The sequence below is a fragment of the Micromonospora sp. RV43 genome (assembly GCF_001029515.1).
GTDB lineage: Bacteria > Actinomycetota > Actinomycetes > Mycobacteriales > Micromonosporaceae > Micromonospora > Micromonospora aurantiaca.
The window spans coordinates 1-19,770 of record NZ_LEKG01000152.1; the positions used below are offsets into that span (position 1 = coordinate 1).

At 71.4% G+C, this 19,770-nt stretch carries 20 protein-coding genes and 1 pseudogene; 10 read left to right on the top strand and 11 right to left on the bottom strand.

Annotation, left to right across the window (positions count from 1 at the left end; genetic code table 11):
- The 3 genes and pseudogenes from ABD52_RS39885 to ABD52_RS28380 all read right to left on the bottom strand — a co-directional run.
- Positions 1-244, bottom strand: a pseudogene (locus ABD52_RS39885) (sodium:proton exchanger); the annotation flags it as partial.
- Positions 234-770 carry a signal peptidase II gene (locus tag ABD52_RS28375; protein ID WP_013476048.1) on the bottom strand — a complete coding sequence of 179 codons (537 nt, stop codon included), beginning with the start codon at positions 768-770 and terminating at the stop codon, positions 234-236. The pseudogene ABD52_RS39885 and the gene ABD52_RS28375, both read right to left, overlap by 11 nt.
- Positions 767-1,114 carry a helix-turn-helix transcriptional regulator gene (locus ABD52_RS28380; protein WP_013476047.1) on the bottom strand — a complete coding sequence of 116 codons (348 nt, stop codon included), beginning with the start codon at positions 1,112-1,114 and terminating at the stop codon, positions 767-769. The genes ABD52_RS28375 and ABD52_RS28380 overlap by 4 nt, the downstream gene beginning before the upstream one ends.
- Positions 1,115-1,418: 304 nt before the next feature.
- On the opposite strand from ABD52_RS28380, the gene ABD52_RS28385 reads away from it, so the two are divergent.
- A complete protein-coding gene (locus ABD52_RS28385; RefSeq protein WP_013476046.1) occupies positions 1,419-2,780 on the top strand; it encodes a hypothetical protein in 1,362 nt (453 codons plus the stop codon).
- Positions 2,781-2,843: 63 nt separating this feature from the next.
- Here ABD52_RS28385 and ABD52_RS28390 read toward each other — a convergent pair whose 3' ends face one another.
- Entirely contained in the window at positions 2,844-3,701 is an 858-nt protein-coding gene (locus ABD52_RS28390) for a hypothetical protein (protein WP_013476045.1), read from the bottom strand.
- Between the two features lie 314 nt (positions 3,702-4,015).
- Here ABD52_RS28390 and ABD52_RS28395 point away from each other — a divergent pair, with 314 nt between their 5' ends.
- Genes ABD52_RS28395 through ccsB form a run of 7 tightly spaced genes read left to right on the top strand, consistent with a single transcriptional unit; the run spans position 4,016 to position 10,570 of the window.
- Complete coding sequence (locus ABD52_RS28395; RefSeq protein WP_047893802.1) at positions 4,016-5,653, top strand: cytochrome c biogenesis protein ResB; 1,638 nt, start codon at positions 4,016-4,018, stop codon at positions 5,651-5,653.
- Positions 5,650-6,000, top strand: a complete 351-nt coding sequence (locus ABD52_RS28400; protein ID WP_013476043.1) for a helix-turn-helix transcriptional regulator — start codon at positions 5,650-5,652, stop codon at positions 5,998-6,000. Before ABD52_RS28395 ends, ABD52_RS28400 begins: the two co-directional genes overlap by 4 nt.
- Before the next feature lie 5 nt (positions 6,001-6,005).
- A complete protein-coding gene (locus ABD52_RS28405; protein ID WP_030500445.1) occupies positions 6,006-6,614 on the top strand; it encodes a TlpA disulfide reductase family protein in 609 nt (202 codons plus the stop codon).
- Entirely contained in the window at positions 6,607-7,392 is a 786-nt protein-coding gene (locus ABD52_RS28410; protein WP_013476041.1) for a cytochrome c biogenesis CcdA family protein, read from the top strand. Before ABD52_RS28405 ends, ABD52_RS28410 begins: the two co-directional genes overlap by 8 nt.
- Entirely contained in the window at positions 7,389-9,056 is a 1,668-nt protein-coding gene (gene lnt, locus ABD52_RS28415; protein WP_013476040.1) for an apolipoprotein N-acyltransferase, read from the top strand. The genes ABD52_RS28410 and lnt overlap by 4 nt, the downstream gene beginning before the upstream one ends.
- Entirely contained in the window at positions 9,053-9,514 is a 462-nt protein-coding gene (locus ABD52_RS28420; RefSeq protein ID WP_013476039.1) for a DUF2752 domain-containing protein, read from the top strand. Before lnt ends, ABD52_RS28420 begins: the two co-directional genes overlap by 4 nt.
- Positions 9,515-9,571: 57 nt before the next feature.
- Entirely contained in the window at positions 9,572-10,570 is a 999-nt protein-coding gene (gene ccsB / locus ABD52_RS28425; RefSeq protein WP_013476038.1) for a c-type cytochrome biogenesis protein CcsB, read from the top strand.
- 196 nt (positions 10,571-10,766) lie between these two features.
- On the opposite strand, the gene ABD52_RS28430 is transcribed toward ccsB, so the two are convergent.
- Both ABD52_RS28430 and ABD52_RS28435 read right to left on the bottom strand, forming a co-directional pair.
- On the bottom strand, positions 10,767-11,594 hold the full coding sequence (locus tag ABD52_RS28430) for a helix-turn-helix transcriptional regulator (protein WP_235437582.1): 828 nt from the start codon (positions 11,592-11,594) through the stop codon (positions 10,767-10,769).
- Positions 11,591-13,111, bottom strand: a complete 1,521-nt coding sequence (locus ABD52_RS28435) for an MFS transporter (RefSeq protein WP_013476035.1) — start codon at positions 13,109-13,111, stop codon at positions 11,591-11,593. Before ABD52_RS28435 ends, ABD52_RS28430 begins: the two co-directional genes overlap by 4 nt.
- Positions 13,112-13,137: 26 nt before the next feature.
- Here ABD52_RS28435 and ABD52_RS28440 point away from each other — a divergent pair, with 26 nt between their 5' ends.
- Positions 13,138-15,633 carry an MMPL family transporter gene (locus tag ABD52_RS28440; protein WP_148062106.1) on the top strand — a complete coding sequence of 832 codons (2,496 nt, stop codon included), beginning with the start codon at positions 13,138-13,140 and terminating at the stop codon, positions 15,631-15,633.
- 282 nt (positions 15,634-15,915) lie between these two features.
- Here ABD52_RS28440 and ABD52_RS28445 read toward each other — a convergent pair whose 3' ends face one another.
- From ABD52_RS28445 to ABD52_RS28465, 5 genes are all read right to left on the bottom strand, one after another.
- On the bottom strand, positions 15,916-16,137 hold the full coding sequence (locus tag ABD52_RS28445) for a hypothetical protein (RefSeq protein WP_049800110.1): 222 nt from the start codon (positions 16,135-16,137) through the stop codon (positions 15,916-15,918).
- Positions 16,138-16,223: 86 nt separating this feature from the next.
- Positions 16,224-16,673: a DUF2752 domain-containing protein gene (locus tag ABD52_RS28450; protein ID WP_013476032.1), complete on the bottom strand. Its 450-nt coding sequence runs from the start codon at positions 16,671-16,673 to the stop codon at positions 16,224-16,226.
- A complete protein-coding gene (locus ABD52_RS28455; RefSeq protein ID WP_013476031.1) occupies positions 16,670-16,888 on the bottom strand; it encodes a heavy-metal-associated domain-containing protein in 219 nt (72 codons plus the stop codon). The genes ABD52_RS28450 and ABD52_RS28455 overlap by 4 nt, the downstream gene beginning before the upstream one ends.
- Positions 16,885-18,003, bottom strand: coding sequence for a sulfite exporter TauE/SafE family protein (locus tag ABD52_RS28460; protein ID WP_013476030.1), 1,119 nt, complete (start codon positions 18,001-18,003; stop codon positions 16,885-16,887). The genes ABD52_RS28455 and ABD52_RS28460 overlap by 4 nt, the downstream gene beginning before the upstream one ends.
- Positions 18,004-18,099: 96 nt before the next feature.
- The gene (locus tag ABD52_RS28465) at positions 18,100-18,513 is read right to left on the bottom strand and encodes a hypothetical protein (RefSeq protein ID WP_041784245.1); all 414 of its coding nucleotides are present in this window, start codon (positions 18,511-18,513) and stop codon (positions 18,100-18,102) included.
- 225 nt (positions 18,514-18,738) lie between these two features.
- Between ABD52_RS28465 and ABD52_RS28470 the strand changes: the two genes are divergently transcribed.
- A complete protein-coding gene (locus tag ABD52_RS28470; RefSeq protein ID WP_030500441.1) occupies positions 18,739-18,930 on the top strand; it encodes a hypothetical protein in 192 nt (63 codons plus the stop codon).
- The last annotated feature ends 840 nt before the right edge of the window (positions 18,931-19,770 follow it).

Consider the following 19,770-nt stretch of genomic DNA (forward strand, 5'->3'; position numbering starts at 1 on the left):
CCACCAGCGCCAGGATGGCCAGCGCGAGGCTGCCGGAGATGTCCACCCGGGCGGCCTCCGACGCCCACATCAGCAGCGCCACCGCGGCCAGCACCGCAGCCCCGAACACCACCATCGCCGCCACCGGTGCCAGCTCCACCCCGGCCAGCCGCACGATCACCGCCGGGGCGGCGACGGCCAGGGCGAGGACGATGCGGCCCGCGGCGCCGCGCCCGCTGACGGTCGTTTCGATCTCAGCGCTCACCGGTTGCCCCCGCGCTGGTGGAAACCGCGCTGTCATCGGCCGCTGGCACACTGAGAGGCACGTTGCGCAGGCTCAGCCACATCGCGACCGCCACCCCACAGATCAGGGCGCTGTCGGCCAGGTTGAACGTCGGCCACCAGTCCAGGTGCAGGAAGTCGACCACATGCCCCCGGCCCAGACCCGGGGACCGGAACAGCCGGTCCACCAGATTCCCGGCCGCCCCGCCCGCGATCAGGCCGAGCGCCACCGCCCACCCGCGATGGGTGACCTTGCGCCCGTACCAGGAGATGCCCGCGATGACGGCCACCGCCACGACCGTGAAGACCGGGGTGATGCCGGTGCCGATCGAGAACGCCGCGCCCGGGTTGCGGGTCAGCCGAAGCGCCAGCCCGGCGAACAGATCGACGCTGCGGCCCGGCAGCCACGCCACAGCGGCGCTCTTGGACGCGACGTCCACCGCCAGCGCCGTCACCGCCGCGCCTGCCAGCCACGCCACACGTTGCGGCGGGGTCTGCACGGCGGTCACCGGGGGCCGTCGCCGTAGGTTGGGCACAGCGCCACTGTCTCCCCGGTCGCGGCCAGCAGCGACTCGGCGGCCGCCAGCAGGTCCATCAGCTCCATGTGGGTCAGGAAGTAGAAGGACTGGCGCCCGACCGCGCGGTAGTCCACCAGTCCGCAGTCCCGCAAGCAGGCCAGATGCGCCGACACCGTCGACTGCGCCCACCCCAACTCCCGAACGAGGTCCACCACCCGCGCCTCACCGCCGGCCAGCCGGCGCACGATCGCCAGCCGGGTCGGGTCTGCGAGCCCGCGGAACAGCGCCGCGGCGGGCGCGAGGGCCTCCCGCTCCACTTCCTGTGTCATCGCCATGTGGCGATGCTACCGCACCAGGCCGGCGAAGATCGCGAGATGGCGATCACATCGCCGCTTCATGATGTAGAGGTGGTGTCATGGATAAGTCTTGTGCTTCCTCGCAGCGGCTTCAGCCAAACGCCGCGAATCGGCGCAATCACGTCGAGACGGCCGGGGCGGGGCCAATCGGCGCAACGGCCGGTTGCGGCACCGGCCGGCCACGACGTCCCTGTGGGTGGCTCGGCCGGCCAGCCCCCGCGAACCGTCAACCCAGCGCCGCGGGAGGACGACAGTTCGGCGCAGCACATGGTAGGCACGCCTGATGGACGATTCCGTGTGGTGGCTGCTGCGCGACACCCGGCGGGTGATGCGACGAGGCGCCGCCAGCATCGAGCAGCGCCAGCGTGCCCGCCTGCGAGACATGGTGGCCTTCGCTCGCGCCTACTCACCGTTCTACCGCGAGTTGTACCGGCAGGTTCCGCCCGGCGTCGATGACCCGACGCTGCTGCCGGCCACCACCAAAGGGCAGCTGATGGCCGAGTTCGACGCGTGGGGCACCGACCGCGCCGTAACCCGGGAGGCCGTCGACGCCTTCGTCGACAACCCGGCTCTGATCGGCGAACGATTCCTCGACCGCTACACGGTGGCGACCACGTCCGGGACCACCGGCACCCGGGGTGTGTTTCTCATCGACGACGCCGCCCTTCGAGTGACCAACGTGCTGGCCGCTCGCGTGGTGGGCGCCTGGCTGCGTCCACGGGACCTGCCGAGAATCCTCGCCCGCCGCGCAAGGATGACCATGGTGAACGCGGCCGGTGGACACTTCGCCTCGACCGTGGCCGCCGTCCGGCTGCAGCGGCGCCGCGGCAACCGCGTCCAGGTGCTGCCGGTGACCACGCCACTGCCCGACCTGGTCGACGCGCTCAACCGGTTCCAGCCCGCACTGCTCGCCTCCTACGCCAGCACCGCCGCGCTGCTGGCCAGCGAGCAGGCAGCCGGCCGCCTGCACATCAACCCGGTGCTCACGATGCTGTCCGCCGAGGGTCTGCCCCTATCCGAGTACGACCGCATCGCCCGGACGCTGCGGACCACGGTAGCCAACAGCTACGCCGCCACCGAGTGCCCGTTCCTCAGCTACAGCTGCCAGCACGGATGGCTGCACGTCAACGCCGACTGGGTCGTGGTGGAACCCGTCGACGTCAACCATCGACCCACCCCGCCGGGCCAACCCTCGCACACTGTGCTGATCAGCAACCTCGCCAACCGCATCCAGCCGATCCTGCGCTACGACCTCGGCGACAGCGTCCTGCAACGCCCCGACCCGTGCCCCTGCGGCAATCCCCTGCCCGCACTCCGCGTCCAGGGCCGCGCCGCGGACCTGCTCACCTTCCCCACCGCACACGGCGGGACCGTCGCGATCGCGCCGCTGGCCTTCGCCACGACCCTCGAACCCATACCCGGCATCGACCTGTACCAGATCGCGCAGACCACGCCGACGACCCTGCGGGTACGCCTGCGACCAGCCGCCGACGCCGACCCGGACCAGCTGTGGCGAACCGTGCACGCCGCGATCACCCGCCTGCTCGCCACGCACGACCTCTCCCACGTGAGCACCGAACGCGGCGGGGAACCGCCACAGGCGTCGCCGGGAGGCAAGTACCCCACCATCATTCCGCTGCACTAGCTGTCGATGCAGGCCCCGACGGTCCCTACACCGGTGCGCGGCGCGTCGACATGCCCGGAGCGGTTATGGGCAACCGGTAACGGCGGTGGCCGCAAGCCGGTCACTGTCGCGCCGGACCGTCACGGTGCCCGTGGCGGTCCGGTAGGCGAAGCGGGCAGCATCGTCCACCAGCACAACGGTCCCCTCGGAGATCGCACGCAGGGCCGGCGCCCATCGCTGCTGCACCGGCACCCCGGCGACAGTGGCGGTCACCGCGCGGGCCGTGCCGCCGCCCGGGCACGGCACCTGCACCGCGGAAAACTGATCCGCCGACCCGCCGAGTGCGGCGGCGACCGGCGCGAGCACGGCGCGGTCGCGTTCGTCCACCGACGGTGCGGGGGCCAGCCGCGCCGGCGGCCGGCAACCGCTGTCGACGGTCACCGTGATCGTGTCCGGCGCGCTGGCGATCCCGCGCACGCTGACGAAACCGCCCGCGTCGGCTTGCAGCGTCGGCGCCGCGCCGGGCGATGCCGCCACGCTGGCCCGGTACCCTGCGGGCAGGCGCTGCGCCAACAGGGTCAAGGCGTCGGTGGTGTGGTGTTCGGGCAGGGCAAGCAGCAGGCGGCGGCTGAGGCTGGCGCCGTCACGGAACGGGGTGATGCGGCACCCTGGTGAGACCAGGTCGGACGTGATCTCGAGGACCGGCCACGGGTGAGCGGCAGCCAACACTGCGCCCAGCGCGGTGTCGACCACCGTGTCGGCGGCGGCGAGGTCTCGCTGCTCCCGCACCGTCGGCGCATCGTGGCGCGCCGAGAACCCGGCTGCAGCCATCAACAGCACGGCCCACACCGCTGCGCTGGCCACGAGCCAGCGCCGTCCCGCCCCCTTCCTGCGGAAGCCGGCGTGGTTCTCCGTTGGCAGATCGGACCGGTGGTTCGTCACGCGGCCATGTTGGCAGACATCCGCCGCCGGGGACCATCCCAGGCCGGGAGGGCGCCTACGAGCCGTGTCAACACCGCAACCTCTGATTGATCGCCCCGCCACGAACCGGCGGTGTCAGACGCGGCGGGTCGACGGTGATCCAGACACATCGACCGTGCGCTGAACGCGGCGGCCGGCGGCACCGGACGGGCGGGCACTTCTGTAGGCGGAGGTTGGCCACCGGCGGGTGGCATCAGGTGAGACTGTTATCGTCGGCCGCCAGCGATGAATCGCTGGCGGTTCGGGGTGAGAGGAACCTGGTGGAGCGACGCGGCGTGACGGTCGGGCTGGGGTTGGCGCGCCGTTGGTGGCGGCAGTTGACCAGCATGCGTACGGCGCTGGTGCTGCTGTTCCTTCTGGCTGTGGCCGCGGTGCCGGGTTCGGTGCTGCCGCAGCGCAACCTGGGCGTGGAGAAGGTCGACGCGTACCGAGCAGCCAATCCCGAGCTGAGCAGGTGGCTGGACCGCCTCGGATTCTTCGACGTGTACTCCTCGCCCTGGTTCGGGGCGATCTACCTGCTCTTGTTCACCTCATTGGTGGGGTGTGTGCTGCCACGGCTGCGCGAGCACGTGGCCGCGCTGCGGCGTCGTCCGCCGCCGGCGCCGCGGCACTTCCGCCGGCTGCCGGCCCACACTGGGGTGGGCCAGTCGGCCCTGGCGCCGGCCGAGGCCGCGGTACGGGTGCGGGGGCTGCTGCGGTCGCGGCGTTTCCGCGTGGCGGTCCGCGCCGACGGCGACGAGGTGACCGTCGCGGCGGAGAAGGGGTACCTCAAGGAGACCGGGAACCTGGCGTTCCACCTCGCGCTGCTGGCGTTGCTGGCCGGGGTGGCGTACGGGTACGGGTGGGGCTGGTACGGCAACCGGATCGTGGTAGCCGGACCGGACACCGGGTTCTGCACCAATCTGCAGCAGTTCGACGAGTACGGGCTCGGGCCGCAGCTGCAGCCACGCGACCTGCCGGGCTTCTGCGTCGAGCTGAACCGGTTCCACGCCGAGTTCCTCGACAACGGCCAGCCAACCGTGTTCCGCGCCGACGTGACCTGGTCCACGCCGCAGCAGAACGGCGGCCGGCACGTGCTGGAGGTCAACACGCCGCTGCGGCTCGACGGGGCGAACCTGTATCTGCTCGGGCACGGCTACGCCCCGGTGCTGCGCTACACCGACCGGCAGGGGCGGGCCCAAACCTCCGTGTCGCCGTTCCTGCCGATCGACGCCGCAGTCACCAGCGAAGGCGCGGCGCTGTTCCCGGACGCCAACGCCGACCCGCGTACCGGCACCCGGTCCACCGACGCGCAGGCGGCGTTCTCCGGCGTGTACGTGCCCACGGTCCCGGCAACGGGGCCGCCGGCGCTGTCCGCGCACCCGGCCGAGAACGCGCCCGGCCTGCTGCTGACCGCCTACCGGGGCAACCTGGGCCTGGAAACCGGGATACCCCAGTCGGTGTACGAGGTGCCGCGCCGCGCCCTGGCCGACGGCCGGCTCACGCAGTTACCCGGGCCGGCGAAGATGCTACGGCCGGGCGAGCGGTGGACCCTCGACGACGGCACGACCCTGGAGTTCCTCGGCACCCGGCGGTGGATCGCCATGACCGTTCGCCATGATCCGGGCGAGCCAATCGTGCTGGCCGCCGCCGTTCTCATGATGGCCGGCCTCGTCGGCACGCTGACCGTCCGGCGGCGGCGCCTGTGGTTCCGGATCACCCCGGCACCCGACGGTTGCGCCATCACCGCCGGCGGCCTGCCCCGCAGCGACTACCCCGGCTTCAACGCCGAGTTCGCCGCTCTGACGGCGGCCGCCCGCGCGGCGGTCCCCACCCAACTCGACGAGCAGGCTACCGACCGGATGACGACCGAGGACAGCATGCCGGTCCCGGACGAGGCAGTATCAGCTTCGGCTGATAACGTCGCCCGGTGACGATACCGCAGGTGGCGTCGCGGGACGACGTGCAGGTCGCCGCGCGACTGTTTCGGGGCTTGGCCGAACCAACTCGGCTGGCGCTGCTGACCGCGCTACGCGACGGCGAGCGGACCGTCTCCGAGCTGATGTCGGCGGTGGGGGCCAGCCAGTCCGGTGTGTCCGGGCATCTGGCCTGCCTGCGCGACTGCGGCCTGGTCACCAGCCGGCCGGGACCGGGCCGGTCGGTGTGGTATCGGCTGGCCTCCCCGCGCCTGCAGGCACTGTTGCGGGCCGCGGAGGAACTGTTGGCCGACGGCGGGCATCCGGTCACGCTGTGCGCCGAACAGGGCAGGAGGCCGCGGTGACCGGAATGTCCTGGCGGCTGGCCGCGGCGACCCTGTCGGCGGCGGTGATCCTGGCGGCGACCGGTTGCGCGGGTGGACCGACCCGCGACGGCGGGCAGGCGAGCACCGCGGTGGTGCAGGGCGCCGACACCGGCCGCGTCGACCCCGGGGCCAGCGTGGTGTATCCGCCCGCCGAGCGGGCGCGGGCCCCACGGCTGGGCGGTGAACTGCTCGACGGCAGCCGGTTCGACGCCGCCACCCTTGACGGCCAGGTGACCGTGGTGAACTTCTGGGCGTCGTGGTGCGCACCGTGCCGGGCCGAGGCCGGCGAACTCAACGCCACGTTCACGGCGACCAAGAACCTCGGGGTGCGGTTCGTGGGGGTCAACCTGCGCGACGGCCGCGACCAAGCGAAAGCGTTCGTCGAGGGCCGGGAGTTGTACCCGAGCCTGTTCGACCCGGCCGGGCGGGTCGCGCTCGGGTTCACCGACGTGTCACCCAACACGATCCCCGCGACGGTGATCGTCGACCGTAAGGGCATGGTCGCGGTGGTGCTGCGCAAGGTGGTCAGCCAGCGGGAGCTGGAACCGCTGGTCCGCCAGATCGCGGGCGAGGCCGGTGGCGGCGATGGGTGAGATGTTCGCCGGGGTGGCGACGTCAGGTCCGCTGCTGCTCGCCCTCGGCGTGGCCGCGCTCGCCGGGCTGGCCAGTTTCCTGTCGCCGTGCGTGCTGCCCCTCGTCCCCGGCTACGTCTCCTACGTCACCGGGATGGCCGGCGAGGACGTGAGCACCTCAGCCGCGGCGGGGACGGTGAACACGATGACGCGGCGCCCGGCTCGGGGACGGCTGCTGGCCGGCACGCTGCTGTTCGTCGCCGGATTCACCGTCGTGTTCATCCTCACCGCGGTCACCGTCGCCAGCGCAGGGCGTCTGCTGCTAGTCCACGCCCGCACGGTGGAGATCATCGCCGGCGCGCTGACCGTCGTGCTGGGCCTCAGCTTCCTAGGCCTGGTGCCAGCGGCCCAGTACGAACGGCGGCTACGACGGCTGCCGGCGCCCGGGCTCGCCGGGGCGCCGCTGCTCGGTGTCGTGTTCGGCGTCGGCTGGGTGCCGTGCGTGAGCCCCACCCTCGGTGCGGTGCTGGCTTTGGCCGCGGTGGATGGGACCACCGGGCGGGCCGTGGCCCTGGCCGTCGCCTACTGCGTCGGGCTGGGCGCACCGTTCGTGCTGTTCGGCCTGGGCCTGCGCCGGGTGCTGGCCGCCTTGGCGGTGGCCCGGCGGCACAGCCGCACCATCACCCGCGTGGGCGGGGTGCTGCTCGTCGTGGTGGGGGTGGCGTTGATGACCGGCTGGTGGTCGACGTTCACCATCTGGCTGCGCGCCACCGTCGGACCCGGCCAGGTCGGCATATGACCACCCCCGTCGTATCCCCGCCGGCCGTCGTCGCCGTGGCGGATCAGAACGGTGGGGTGCGGGGGGTGTCCACGGCGTGGGCGCTCACCGCGTCGGCCACGGCGGGGTTGGCGCTGCTGGTGGCGTTCCCACCGTACGGCTGGTGGTGGGCCGCCCCGGTCGGGGTGGCGCTGCTGGCCCTGGCCGTCCACGGCCGGCCGGCGCGTGCCGGTGCCGCACTGGGCATGGTGTGCGGTCTGGTGTTCTTCGTTCCGCTGCTGAGCTTCACCGGCCTGCAGGTCGGTTGGTGGCCGTGGCTGCTACTGGCCACACTGCAGTCGCTGTACCTGGCGCTGCTCGGCGCCGCGACCGCCTATGCCAGCGCCCTCGTGGACCGGGCCAGGTGGGCGTGGCCACTGGTAACGGGGCTGCTGTGGGTGGCGCAGGAGGCCGCGCGCTCACGGACCCCGTTCGGGGGGTTCCCGTGGGGACGGCTGGCATTCAGCCAGGCCGACGCGCCCACCGTGCGGCTGGCCTCGCTCGGCGGCGCACCGCTGGTGACCTTCACGGTCGCCGTGGCCGGTGGACTGCTCGCGATGGCAGTGTGGCGGCTGTCGGTACGGACCGGTGCCGGCCTGTCGCGGCGGGCGGTCCACGCCGGTCTGCTCGGTGGCCTCGCCGCCGCGGTGATGGCCTTCGCCGCGCTGGTGCCGTTGCCGACGGCGGCCGACCGCACGGTGGTGGTCGCGGTCGTGCAGGGCAACGTGCCGCGCATGGGCCTGGACTTCAACGCCCAACGCCGGGCAGTGCTGGACAACCACGTCACCGCCACGCTGCAGCTCGCCGACGCGGTACGCGAGCACCGCCAGCCGCGCCCGGAACTGGTGATCTGGCCGGAGAACTCCTCCGACATCGACCCTTTGCTCAACCCCGACGCCGCCGCCCGCATCGACGCCGCCGCCCACGCGATCGGCGCCCCGATCCTGGTCGGCGCCGTGCTGCAGGGCCCCGGCCAGGGCAAGGTCCGCAACGCCGGGCTGGTATGGACCCCCACCGCCGGGCCGACCGACACCTATGTCAAACGTCACCCGGTGCCGTTCGCCGAGTACGTGCCGATGCGACCACTCGTGCGGCGCGTCACCACGCTCGTTGATCGGGTCCGCGCCGACTTCGTCGCCGGCACCACCCCCGGCGTGCTACCCATCGGCGGTGTCCGGGTCGGTGACGTGATCTGCTTCGAGGTCGCCTACGACGGCCTGGTTCGCGACACCGTCACCGGCGGCGCGCAACTGCTGGCGGTACAGACCAACAACGCCACCTTCAACTACGCCGAGGCCAGCCAACAGCTGGCCATGGTGCGACTGCGGGCGGTCGAGCACGGCCGCCCCGCCCTCATGGCCTCCACCGTCGGGATTTCGGCGTTCGTCGACCCGGACGCCACCACGCACGACGCCACCACCATGAACACCCAGGCGGTACTCGTGCGCCAGGTGCGCCTCGCCACAGCCATCACCATGGCGACCCGGGTGGGCTCCGCCCCGGAGTGGGCCATGGTGGCTGCCGCCGTCGCCGCGCTGCTCGCCTCCGCCCGGGTACGCCACACCACCATCACGCCCGCTGGCGGTGGCGGAGTCACCGAGCGTGGTGGTCGCCAGATCACCGAACCCACGCGGGAGGCCGTATGAGCAGCGTTTCACCCTATGGCGGCGGCCCGTCGGCGCCGCCGCGCTGGTGGGGACTAGCCGGGCCGTTCGGCGCGGCGGCGCTGTTCGCCGCCGCGGTCGCCTGGGTCCTCACCCACAATCCGACCGACGCGATCCCCGACATCAGTGGCGGCTGCCTGTGGACCGCGATGACCGGCACCCAGGGACCGACGTGCGGCGGGACCCGGATGATGTGGCACCTGCTGCACGGCAACCTGCCCGAGGCCGCCCGCCACCACCTGCCTGCCCTGATCGCTGTGCCCGTTGTCGGCTACGCCTGGGCACGGTGGACGGCCTCCACCATGGGGCGGTGGCTGCCTGCACTGCCGCTGCCACGCTGGCTGCTGATTGCCTACGCCGCGTCCTGGGCGGTGTTCGCCATCGCGCGGAACCTACCCTGGCCGCCGTTCACCGGGCTGCACCTAACCGACATCCAGTAACCCAGCGTCGGCGAAGTCACGCGACCAGCGCCGGCCGAGTCACGAAAGGTTGCCCCCATGGCAGCACTGTCTGACCAGTTGCTCATCGTCACCCTGCTGGCCTACCTGGTCGCGATGGTCGGCTACGCCACCGAACACGCCTTCCGCCGATCCCACGCTGTCCCAGCCGTCGACACACGCCTACCGGCCATGGCCACCACCACAACCGCTGGCCCACCCACCGGCCCGCCACCGACCTCTACTCGCGCCGCTGCCTCCACTTCGGCCACCGCGCCCGGAAGCCGGTCGAGGCTGGCCGGCTGGCTGGCAGTAGCCGCCACCGGCGCTGGCGCCGTAGCCCACGCGTCGTGTCTGGTCACCCGCGGCCTTGCCGCCGACCGGGTGCCGTGGGGCAACATGTACGAGTTCGTTCTCGCGGTCACCCTGGTCGGTGTGCTGGCCTGGCTCGGGCTGCTCACACGCCGTCCCGCGGTGCGTCCCGTCGGGCTCTACATCGCCCTAGCCGCCGTCACCCTGCTCGGGTTGGCCGCCATGCGGCTGCACACACCCGCCGGGCCGCTCGTCCCAGCGCTCGACTCCTACTGGCTGAAGATCCACGTCAGCGCCGCCGCGATCGCGTCCGGGATCTTCCTGATCGGCTTCATCGCCGCCACCGGCTACCTGATCCGACTGCGCCACGACCGCGACACCGCCACGAACAAGCCGTACGGGTTCGTCTCCGCGCTCGGCCGCTACCTCCCCGCCACCGAGACACTGGAGCGGCTGACGTTCCAGATGCACGCGCTCGCCTTCCCGATCTGGACCTTCGCCGTCGTCGCCGGCGCCATCTGGGCCGAGGCCGCCTGGGGCCGGTACTGGGGCTGGGACCCCAAGGAGACCTGGTCCTTCATCTCCTGGGTGATCTACGCCGGCTACCTTCACGCCCGCGCCACCCCCAGCGTCAAACGTCCCGTCGTCGCGTGGCTCGCTATTCTCGGATGGGCGACCATGATGTTCAACCTGTTCGCCGTGAACCTCGTCATCGCCGGCTTGCACTCCTACGCCGGAACCAACTGATAGAGAGAATGAACGAGAGGGCTCCTGGCCCAGTCCGATGCACTGAGCTGGACGATCGGCCTGCGTTGCGGACCGTCAGTCGAGCGAATGCAGCGCGCACCTCAGGCTCGCCAAACCCTCGGCGCGAACGCCAGTCCGACCCGGCCGTGGATACCCACGCGGAGCAGGCGCACCACCTGCTGACCGAGGGCCTGCGTCATGGTCTTGGCTGGTTGTCCCAACCGATGGCCTGTAGTGCTTCGGTGGGTGTGAGGCCGAACATGGCGCGGCAGGTGCGGGTCAGGTGGGCGCTGTCGGCGAATCCCGCGGCGTGCGCCGCCACGGTCAGGGATGCTCCAGCCGACACCTGTCGTAGGGCGTGTTGCAGGCGGGTCCAACGGCGCCAGGTGGGGAATGACAGGCCCAGCTGCCCGGCGAACAGGTGCCCGAGGCGGCTGGGCGAGATGCCGACCCGGCCGGCCAGGTCCGTCAGCGTCATCGGACCGCCGATCAGGTTCGGTGCGGCTGTCAGGGCCTGCACCAGCGCCGGATGCTGGTGACGTTGCGTGGGCGTGTGCCCGTCTGTCGAAGTGGCGGCGCCTGTAGGGTCCGCGGCGGCTAGCCACGTGTCGACATCAGACAGCTCGCCGCCGGTGCGCTGTAGGGCGGTAGCGGCGGCATGTCCGGCGGCGCTCGTCGGGTCGAGGAAGGTCATGACGCCGGTCGCGGCTGTGGTGGTCACGATTTCGTGACGCGCCCCGGCGGGGATGATCGCGCGGGTGGCGGCGCGGGTGGCGCCGGTGGCGTCGCGCAGGATGACGTGGCCGTCGTGGAGGTGAAGAACCTGCACGGCGGCGTGGGCGTGTGCGTGGGCCGCTCCGATGACGCCGGTGTAGGCCATGACCCCTGGTTCGGTGGTGAGAGTGCCGGCCCAGCCACCGCCTGCGGGTGTCCGGGCGTCGCGGGCTGTCTGAGGAGCGGCGGGCGTAGGGGCAGTGGGCTGTCGCGGTCCGCCGGTCGGCGCGGCGGTGCTGATGCTGTTCACGCCGGCACCTTGCGCTCCGGCGAAGGGGTGAGCCCGGCGGACGGGCGGCGGCCCGGCATGAGCACGGCGATGGCCACGGCGCTGAGCAGGGCGATCACGGCGCAGACCACCAGAACGAGGGTCATGCCGTGGAGGTAGGCGGCCTTCGCGTCGGCAGCCAGTGCCGGGTTGTCGAGGCGGGCGGCGACGGCCAGGGCTGCGGCGAGGGACTCACCCGCGGCTTTGGCCGCTGCGGTCGGCAGGCCGGTGGTGTCCAGGCGGGCGGTGTAGCCCTGGGACAAAACGCTGCCGAGCAGAGCGATGCCCAGCGCGCCGCCGACCTGGCGCAGCGTCATGGTGACCGCGGTGCCGGAGCCGGACCGCTGCGGTGGCAGGGCGGCGAGGATGGCGTCCATCGCCGGAGACAACGCCATGCCGATGCCCAGCCCGACGGCGGCCAGCCAGGCCGCGACGAACCCGTACCCGCTGTCCAGATCGGTGGTCGCTCCTGCGGCCAGCCCTGCGGCGAGGATCAGCAGGCCCGCGGTGATCGGGATCCGGTAGCCGGCACGAGCGGCGATCCGTTCGCCGGCCGACGCCCCGATCACCAACCCGGCGATCATCGGCAACAGGCGCAGCCCGGTGCCGAACGGATCAAACCCCTTGACCAGCTGCAGATACTGGGGCACCACGAACAGCATCCCGAGCAGGCCGAAGGTCACCAGCATGCCGGCGACGCTGCCCCAGAGAAACTGCCGCAGGCCGAACAGCCGCAGGTCGATCATCGGCTGATCGGTGCGTAGCTGCCACCACACGAACCCCGCCAACAGCACCACCGCCGCAGTGAGGGCGACCACGACAACGGGGGCGCTCCAGCCACGGCCGGGAGCCTCGATGAACCCGTACACCAGCGCGACCAGCCCGGCGGTGGACAGCACCGCGCCGAGCGCGTCGGGTCGCGGCGGGTGGGGGTCACGCGTCTCGGGCAGCAGCACCACGATGGCCAGCATCGCCACCGCGGCCATCGGAATGTTGATCAGGAAGATCGAACCCCACCAGAAGTGGTCTAGCAGCCAGCCGCCGATCAGCGGGCCGAGCGGGATGCCCACGCCGGTGGCCGCCACGGTCACCGCGACAGCCTTGCCCCGCTCGTGCGGCGGGAACAGCGCCGGCAGCACCGCGAACGCGACCGGCAGGATGATCGCGCCGCCGACACCCATCACCGCGCGGGCGGCGATCACGATCGCGGCGGTGTCGGCCCAGGTCGCCGCCACCGAGGCGGCACCGAACAGACCCAATCCGACCAGCAGCAGCTTTCTGCGTCCCCACCGGTCACCCAGCGCACCGCAGGTCAACATCAGCCCGGCCAGCACCAGCACGTAGGCGTTGACCATCCACTGCAGCCCGGACGTCCCCACGTCCAAAGCGGACGCAATCGTCGGCAACGCCACATTCATGATCGTGATATCGAAGCCGAGCGTGACGGCAGTCAGCACGATCGCCGCCAGCGCCCACCACCGCCGCGGGTCCACCGGCACCGCAGATCCGACCGCGGCACCACCCCTTGTCGTCACGCCCGACCATCCCCTTCATCGTTCAACTATGTTGTCATCGCCCGCTCGCGGTCATTCGGCTCAGCACGTTATCATCGCCGCCAGCCGATAATCCAGGGATGGCAGGCACCTCTCGTCCGCAGTCACGCGGCACCCGCTGGGCAGCCCCCAACGCGCACACCTTCGCTGCCCACGGGCAGGTTAGGGCGGTAGCGGATCTGTTCAAGCCGGCCGCTGGCAACCTGGCGATGCTGAGCGACATGAACGTCAACATCGCCGCCACGCCGTCACCACCGTCACCGCCCGCCAACCGGCGTCCGGCTGGGATGCTCGCGAGGCTGGCGCGCCTGTCCATCCGCCACCCGGTCGTCGTACTCGTGGTGGCGCTGGCGGCGGCGCTGCTGAGCGGGGTGATCGGCGCTTCCGCCGGTGACCGGATGGGCTCCGGGGGGCTGACCGACCCGCACGCGCCATCCGAGCGGGCGCAACAGATCCTCGCCGACCGGTTCGACGCCGGCGAGCCACAACTGGTCCTGCTCGCAGAGGCCGACAGCACGGTCGACGATCCCGAGGCGGTCGCCGCCGGCACCGCCCTGACCGACCAGATCGCCACCGTGGAGGGTGTGGCGGGCGTGGACTCCTACTGGTCCCCGGGCCGACCGTCTGCGCTACGGTCCTCCGACGGGCGGATCGGTCTGCTCCTGCTGCGCATGGCCGGCGACGACGAGGCCGCCGAAGCAACGGCCGCCCGGGTCCTTCGCCACCTCGGCGCCGACAACGGCCCGCTGGCCGTCCAGGTGACCGGATCGGCGCAGCTGGACCGGGAGGTCGATGCCCAAGCCGAAACCGACCTCACCCGCGCCGAACTGCTCACCGCGCCGCTGACCCTGCTCGTCCTGGTGCTGGTGTTCGGCAGCGCCGTCGCCGCCACCCTGCCACTGCTGATCGGGGTGCTGTCCATCCTCGGCACCCTCGCCGCGCTGTGGGCCATCACCACCGTCACCGACGTGTCGGTGTTCTCCCTGAACCTCGCCACCGCCCTCGGTCTCGGCCTGGCCATCGACTACAGCCTGTTCCTCATCACCCGCTACCGCGAGGAACTCGCCGCCGGCCAGGCCGTCGCCGACGCGATCGAGGCGGCGATGCGCACCGCCGGGCGCACGATCCTGTTCTCCGCGATCACCGTTGCCCTGGCCCTGTCGGCGCTACTGGTCTTCCCCGGCTACTTCCTGCGCTCCTTCGCCTACGCCGGCATCGCCGTCTCCACCCTCACCGCCGCCGCGACGCTACTGGTCCTGCCCGCCCTGCTCGCGCTGGCCGGACCACGCATCAACGCCCTCAATCTGCGCCCACGGCTACGACGCCGCCGCACACCTCAACGTCCGGCCGATGACCGGTGGCACCGCCTCGCCACCGCGGTGATGCGCCGGCCCGTCGTGGTCACCCTCACCACCGTCACCGTGCTCGCCGCCCTCGCCGCCCCGTTCACCCAGGTCGAATTCGGCATCAACGACCACCGGGTCCTGCCGAAAGACGCACCCGGCTACCAAGCCTCCGAAAAACTACGCACCCGCTTCGACACGCAGGAGACGACCGCCACCGCGATCGTCCTCGACAACCCCGTCGACGATCCGCAACTAGACGCCTACGCCACAACCGTGTCCGCACTGCCCCACGTCACCCGGGTCGACACCGCCCTCGGCAGCTACAGCAACGGACAGATCCTCGCCCCACCAACGCCCGCATCGGCACGGTTCCGCGCCGCCGACGGCTCCACCTGGCTGTCCGCCGTCACCGACGTCGAACCGACCTCCGGCAGCGGGACCCGCCTCGTCCGACAGATCCGCGACCTGCCCGCACCCGCACCCGCCCTGGTCACCGGCCCCGCCGCCACCCTGGTCGACACCCGCGACGCCATCGCGGACCGACTACCATGGGCGCTCGGGATCGTCATCATCACCACCGCGGTGCTGCTGTTCGCCCTCACCGGGTCCCTGCTGATCCCCGTCCAGGCCATCGTCTTGTCGACCATCAGCCTCACCGCCACGTTCGGCGCGCTGGTCTACGTCTTCCAGGACGGCAACCTCCGCAACCTGCTCGGCGACTTCACCCCCACCGGCTGGATCGACGTCACCGCACCCGTCCTGATGTTCTGCGTCGCCTACGGCCTCGCCATGGACTACGAGGTCTTCCTCATCTCCCGCATCAAAGAGGAATACGACCACAGCGGCGACACCACCACCGCCATCGCCACCGGCCTACAACGCACCGGCCGGCTCGTCACCGCCGCCGCACTGCTCATCGCCATCGTCCTCGCCGCCCTCGCCACCTCCGGCATCACCTACCTCAAGGTCCTCGGCGGCGGACTCACCCTCGCCGTCCTCGTCGACGCCTTCATCATCCGCGCCCTCCTCGTCCCCGCCCTCATGAGGCTCCTCGGCTCCGCCAACTGGTGGGCGCCGAAACGGCTACACCGCCTACACACCCGGCTCCGAATCCGGCACTGACCTGGCCTCCAACCCGGCTAAGCCAAGGGCCTGCATCGACATTGAACCTCACGGGCGCCCTGCCCGGGCACGTCCCGGGCAGGGCGGGAGGCTGTCCGGAACCTTGTGTGGGATGCGGTGATCGCCTTCTCATCCTCTGGTGGGGGCGCGCTCGCCGTAGTACATGGCGAGGGTGTTCAGTGCTTGCTGCCAGCCCTCGGTTGTGCCGGTCCCACAGTCTCCTCGGTCGCGGCGCGGGAGGGGAGGAGTCCAGGCGGCGCCTCACCGCTCAGCCGCCGACTCTTACGGACGGCGCAGTTCCTCCTGGCGGCGGCGAAACTCTTCGGCATCGATTTGGCCGGCCGCGTACCTGCGGCGCAGCTCCTGCTCAGCCGCATCCGCCCGGGTACCTGACATTGACCGGACCAGCCAGACCACGCCCACCACGACCAGTGCTATCAGGGCGAGTCCGAGCACACCCCAGATCAGCATGTATATGACCATGCCGGCCATGCCGTCCATCACCTGGCCTCACCTCCCGCCACGGGCCTGACCGGTACTACCCGGCGCGCGTCTGTCGACACCGTCGGGCGGACCGGTCAGGCCGTCGCCTACACGAGGTCGGGTACATAGAACCAGGTGAAGGGGGCCCAGGGCAGGTTGCGCAGAACCACCGAATACAGGAGGAAGAAGGCGAGGTAGGTGACGTAGGCCGAGCGTGGTATCCGTAGCTGAGGTAGCCGCCGGCCGAATGTCCAGCTGGCGGTCCAGGCGACGAGGGCGTACAGCACGAACGGCGTGGCGGCCCAGGCGGCCAGGTGGTGCCGGGCGGCTTGGATCAGGTTGCCGTGGACCAGATACCAGTACATGCGGGTGCCGCCGCAGCCGGGTCCGTCGATGCCGAACAAGGCGTGCCACACGCACGGCCCGGTCGGATCGGCGAGCCGGTCGGTGGGGTTGAAGGCCAGCACGTATGCGGTGGCGCCGGCCAGCATCACCCACACCGCCAGCGGCGTGTACCGGACCGCCCCGGCCGGGCGGGGCACCGTGATGGTGTTCATGACACCTCCGGCTGGGCGGGGTAGCCGACAGCGGTGATGGCGGCGGCGACCTGCGCCGGGGCACACAACGCTTCGTCGAGGTCGACCACCGTCCGGCCGGCCCGCACGCTGGTTTGCGAACGGGTGACCCCGGGCAGGTCTTCGAGAGTTTCGTCGATGAGCAGCCCGCAGCTGGTGCAGTGCATGCCGGTCACGGAGAACGTGTACCTGCTCATGACTGCTCGCTGATGGTCAGCTTGCCGGTGTACATGCCCATCCCGCACGTGTAGCGCAACGTGCCGGCCCCGGGGGTACCCAGGTCGATGCTGGTATCTCCATTGACCGGCAGGATCCACTGCTCACCCATGGACGGGATGACGAACGCGCGGACGCAACCCTCGGCGTTGTGTGCCCGTACCACCAGGGTGGTGGGTACACCGGCCCGCACGGCGATGTTGCCCGGCGCGTACGCGCCGGTCGTCGCGGTGATCACCACGACCTGCCTGCCGTCGACCATTGACACCGGCGGTGCGTCGGCGGCAACTGCGGCGGCGGTGACGGGCGCCGGCCCGAACCCCGCCGCGGCGGCGAGCTGGCTGGCCGCCACCGGCGAACCGGACATCTCCAGCCCGCCGTTGAACGTGTACAGGCCCATGGCGAGCACGACCAGTCCGGTGGCGAGGGCGAGGCGGCGCCGCCACGCCCCGGCCGCCCGCCGGGCCGCCGCCGCCGCGTAGCCGAGTACCGCGAACAGCGGGCCGGTGCCGGCCACGAACACCGCCATCGTCGCCGCCCCAGCCAAAGCGGAACCGGACGTGATCGCCAACGCCATCACCGAGAGGGTGACCCCGCACGGAATCAGCACCGATGCCACGCCGAGCAGGGCCGGCGCGAAGATCGAGCCGGAGCGGGCCCGGCCGCGCACGAACCGGGTCCACGCCGTCGGCGGCTCGATGACCAGGCCCTTGAAACCGGGCACGCCGAGTTGGGCCAGCCCGAAAGCGATCACCAGGACGCCCGCGGCGAGCTGCGCCATCGTGCGCACGTGCAGGGACAGCTGCGCCGCACCGCCCAGCGCGCCGAGAACCGCGCCGAGCAGCGCATGGGAGGTCAGCTTGCCGGCCAGGAACCCGCCGACCGGGGCGAGGTCATCGGCCAGCAACACCCGGGCCGGTCGGGTGGGCGCGGAAGCGGGGCTGCCTGGGCGGGGGCGGACCTGCGGCGACGCCGGGCCGGCAGGAACCGTGGCGCGTTGCCGGGCGACCAGGCCCGCGAGCAGGCCGCCCTGGACGGCGGCGCAGGACACCCCGCCCGCCAACAGTCCGGTGAGCAGAACAGGGACAAGATTCATTGATAGTGGGCCTTTCTGAGCGAACGAGAGAAGCGAGCACGCCAGAACATCGCCCTGGGCGCGCAGCGGCGACCAGGTGCGATGGGCAGACTTCTCCTACGTGCGCAGAAGGCAGAGTTGTGCCAGCGTGGGCGCCCGCACCCGAATCCGGGCGCGATGCTGTGAGCGGGCGGCGGCCAGCACTAGCGCGATGAGAGGGCGGGCCGGGTGTCGGTCGAGCAGCATCGCGCCGACCACGCCGACCAGCAGCGCCAGACACGCGCCCAGCAACTCGCCGCCCAGCCCGGACGGCGGGTTCTCATCGCTGGTGGTGATCGTCGGGCCATCGTGGCCCATCGACGAGTCCATGGTGAGGTGCACGCCGCCGGCGGGCATGGCGGTGACCATGGCCATGCCGTCGCTGCACTGCAGGCCGTGCATCCACCCCACAGCCACCAGGACCGCGGCGACCAGCCACAACCGCGCCAGCCGGACCGGCCGGCCGGGCTGGGTCTGGATCACCGCAGGCACCCGACAAGCATAAACGGGGCTTCGCGGCGGCCTCCGGCAGCACGGCGGATCCCAGCAGGCGTAGGTGAGTCCGGTGTGAGCAGGAATGGTGAGGGTGACATGGGAGGTGACAGCTGTGAGCACCCCGAATGTCCGAGTCGTGACTTGGTCTGGACGGTCTACCTCAACAGCCGACCCAAGCCCGACTTCTGAGGCACCCGTCGCCTGCGGTCGTACGCTGCGGAAATGGACAGCGCCTACGGCTGGGGCATCGACGAGCCCCCAAACCCGGCCGCCGACACGGACGCGGACGGGTTGGAGCCAGAGCAGCTGTCGGAGGTGCGCGAGCTGACGGCGCAGGGCTGGCAGCTGGCCCCGGACGCCCATGCGCCGCGACCGACGCGATGGCCAGCCCAGCGGCGAGCAGTGTTCTGGTGATCCCTCCCCTGTCCCGATCCGTCAGCACACGTCGGCACCATTCGGGCAGCCGTGCGATCCGATATCTCGCTCCATGCCCGGCTGGGCTCAAGCCGGCGATACCTAGTAGTGCCGGCTGCATGCCACCGAGAATGCCAAGATCGACGAATAGCGCAGAAGTCGAATAGGTGCCCTCCACCGGCCATCGGCGACGGCTGCGACACGCCACGCCGCGCCTGACCGACGAGTACGAGATGCAGGACCTCGCCAACCCCCGAATAACGAGTCCACCCCCATCTCGTCGACGATCGGGCCGGTGTCCTCGGGGCTGCCCAAAGTCGGCAACTGGGTCGGCTTCGCCGAACTCATCTCGACCCGCACCCCGTGCCGGTCTTCGGCATCTGCTACGGCTTCCAGGTCCTCGGCCGGTCCGCCCGTGGCACTCGACCGCCCAGGCGAACTTCCTGGTAGTTCGGCGACCTCTTCACCAGCCTCGTCGCCTGCCCGCCGCCCCATTTCCAGGACCGGTGAAACGGCTACGCGTTGTAGGAGAGCTGCACGTTCCAGCTCTTAGCGGGTGGCGAAACTGTGAAATCCTTGCCGCCACCCAGCACCCCTGGCAGCCTCGATCCCGTTGCGGCACAGGCCGTCCACCCCGTTCTCAGCACTCCCGCCGCACAGGCGTACGAACAGGTGGTCCGACACGGGGAATGTCCCGTCGGCGCACTAGAGTGCCTAGTACGGCAGCCGCCGTTTGAGATGTCGCTGGTGGGGCCGGGTAGACGAGGTGCGGCCACCGCGTGATCGTCTGTCTGCTGTGGACATGACTTCAGATCTGGCGGTGGCCGCGTGCCACAGCGT

Excerpts from the sequence above, each read along its gene's own strand:
- ABD52_RS28460 (WP_013476030.1), bottom strand. The coding sequence starts at position 18,003 with ATGAATCTTGTCCCTGTTCTGCTCACCGGACTGTTGGCGGGCGGGGTG.
- ABD52_RS28455 (WP_013476031.1), bottom strand. The coding sequence starts at position 16,888 with ATGAGCAGGTACACGTTCTCCGTGACCGGCATGCACTGCACCAGCTGC.
- ABD52_RS28410 (WP_013476041.1), top strand. The coding sequence starts at position 6,607 with ATGGGTGAGATGTTCGCCGGGGTGGCGACGTCAGGTCCGCTGCTGCTC.
- lnt (WP_013476040.1), top strand. The coding sequence starts at position 7,389 with ATGACCACCCCCGTCGTATCCCCGCCGGCCGTCGTCGCCGTGGCGGAT.
- ABD52_RS28450 (WP_013476032.1), bottom strand. The coding sequence starts at position 16,673 with ATGAACACCATCACGGTGCCCCGCCCGGCCGGGGCGGTCCGGTACACG.
- ABD52_RS28385 (WP_013476046.1), top strand. The coding sequence starts at position 1,419 with ATGGACGATTCCGTGTGGTGGCTGCTGCGCGACACCCGGCGGGTGATG.
- ABD52_RS28380 (WP_013476047.1), bottom strand. The coding sequence starts at position 1,114 with ATGGCGATGACACAGGAAGTGGAGCGGGAGGCCCTCGCGCCCGCCGCG.
- ABD52_RS28420 (WP_013476039.1), top strand. The coding sequence starts at position 9,053 with ATGAGCAGCGTTTCACCCTATGGCGGCGGCCCGTCGGCGCCGCCGCGC.
- ccsB (WP_013476038.1), top strand. The coding sequence starts at position 9,572 with ATGGCAGCACTGTCTGACCAGTTGCTCATCGTCACCCTGCTGGCCTAC.
- ABD52_RS28405 (WP_030500445.1), top strand. The coding sequence starts at position 6,006 with ATGTCCTGGCGGCTGGCCGCGGCGACCCTGTCGGCGGCGGTGATCCTG.
- ABD52_RS28470 (WP_030500441.1), top strand. The coding sequence starts at position 18,739 with ATGGACAGCGCCTACGGCTGGGGCATCGACGAGCCCCCAAACCCGGCC.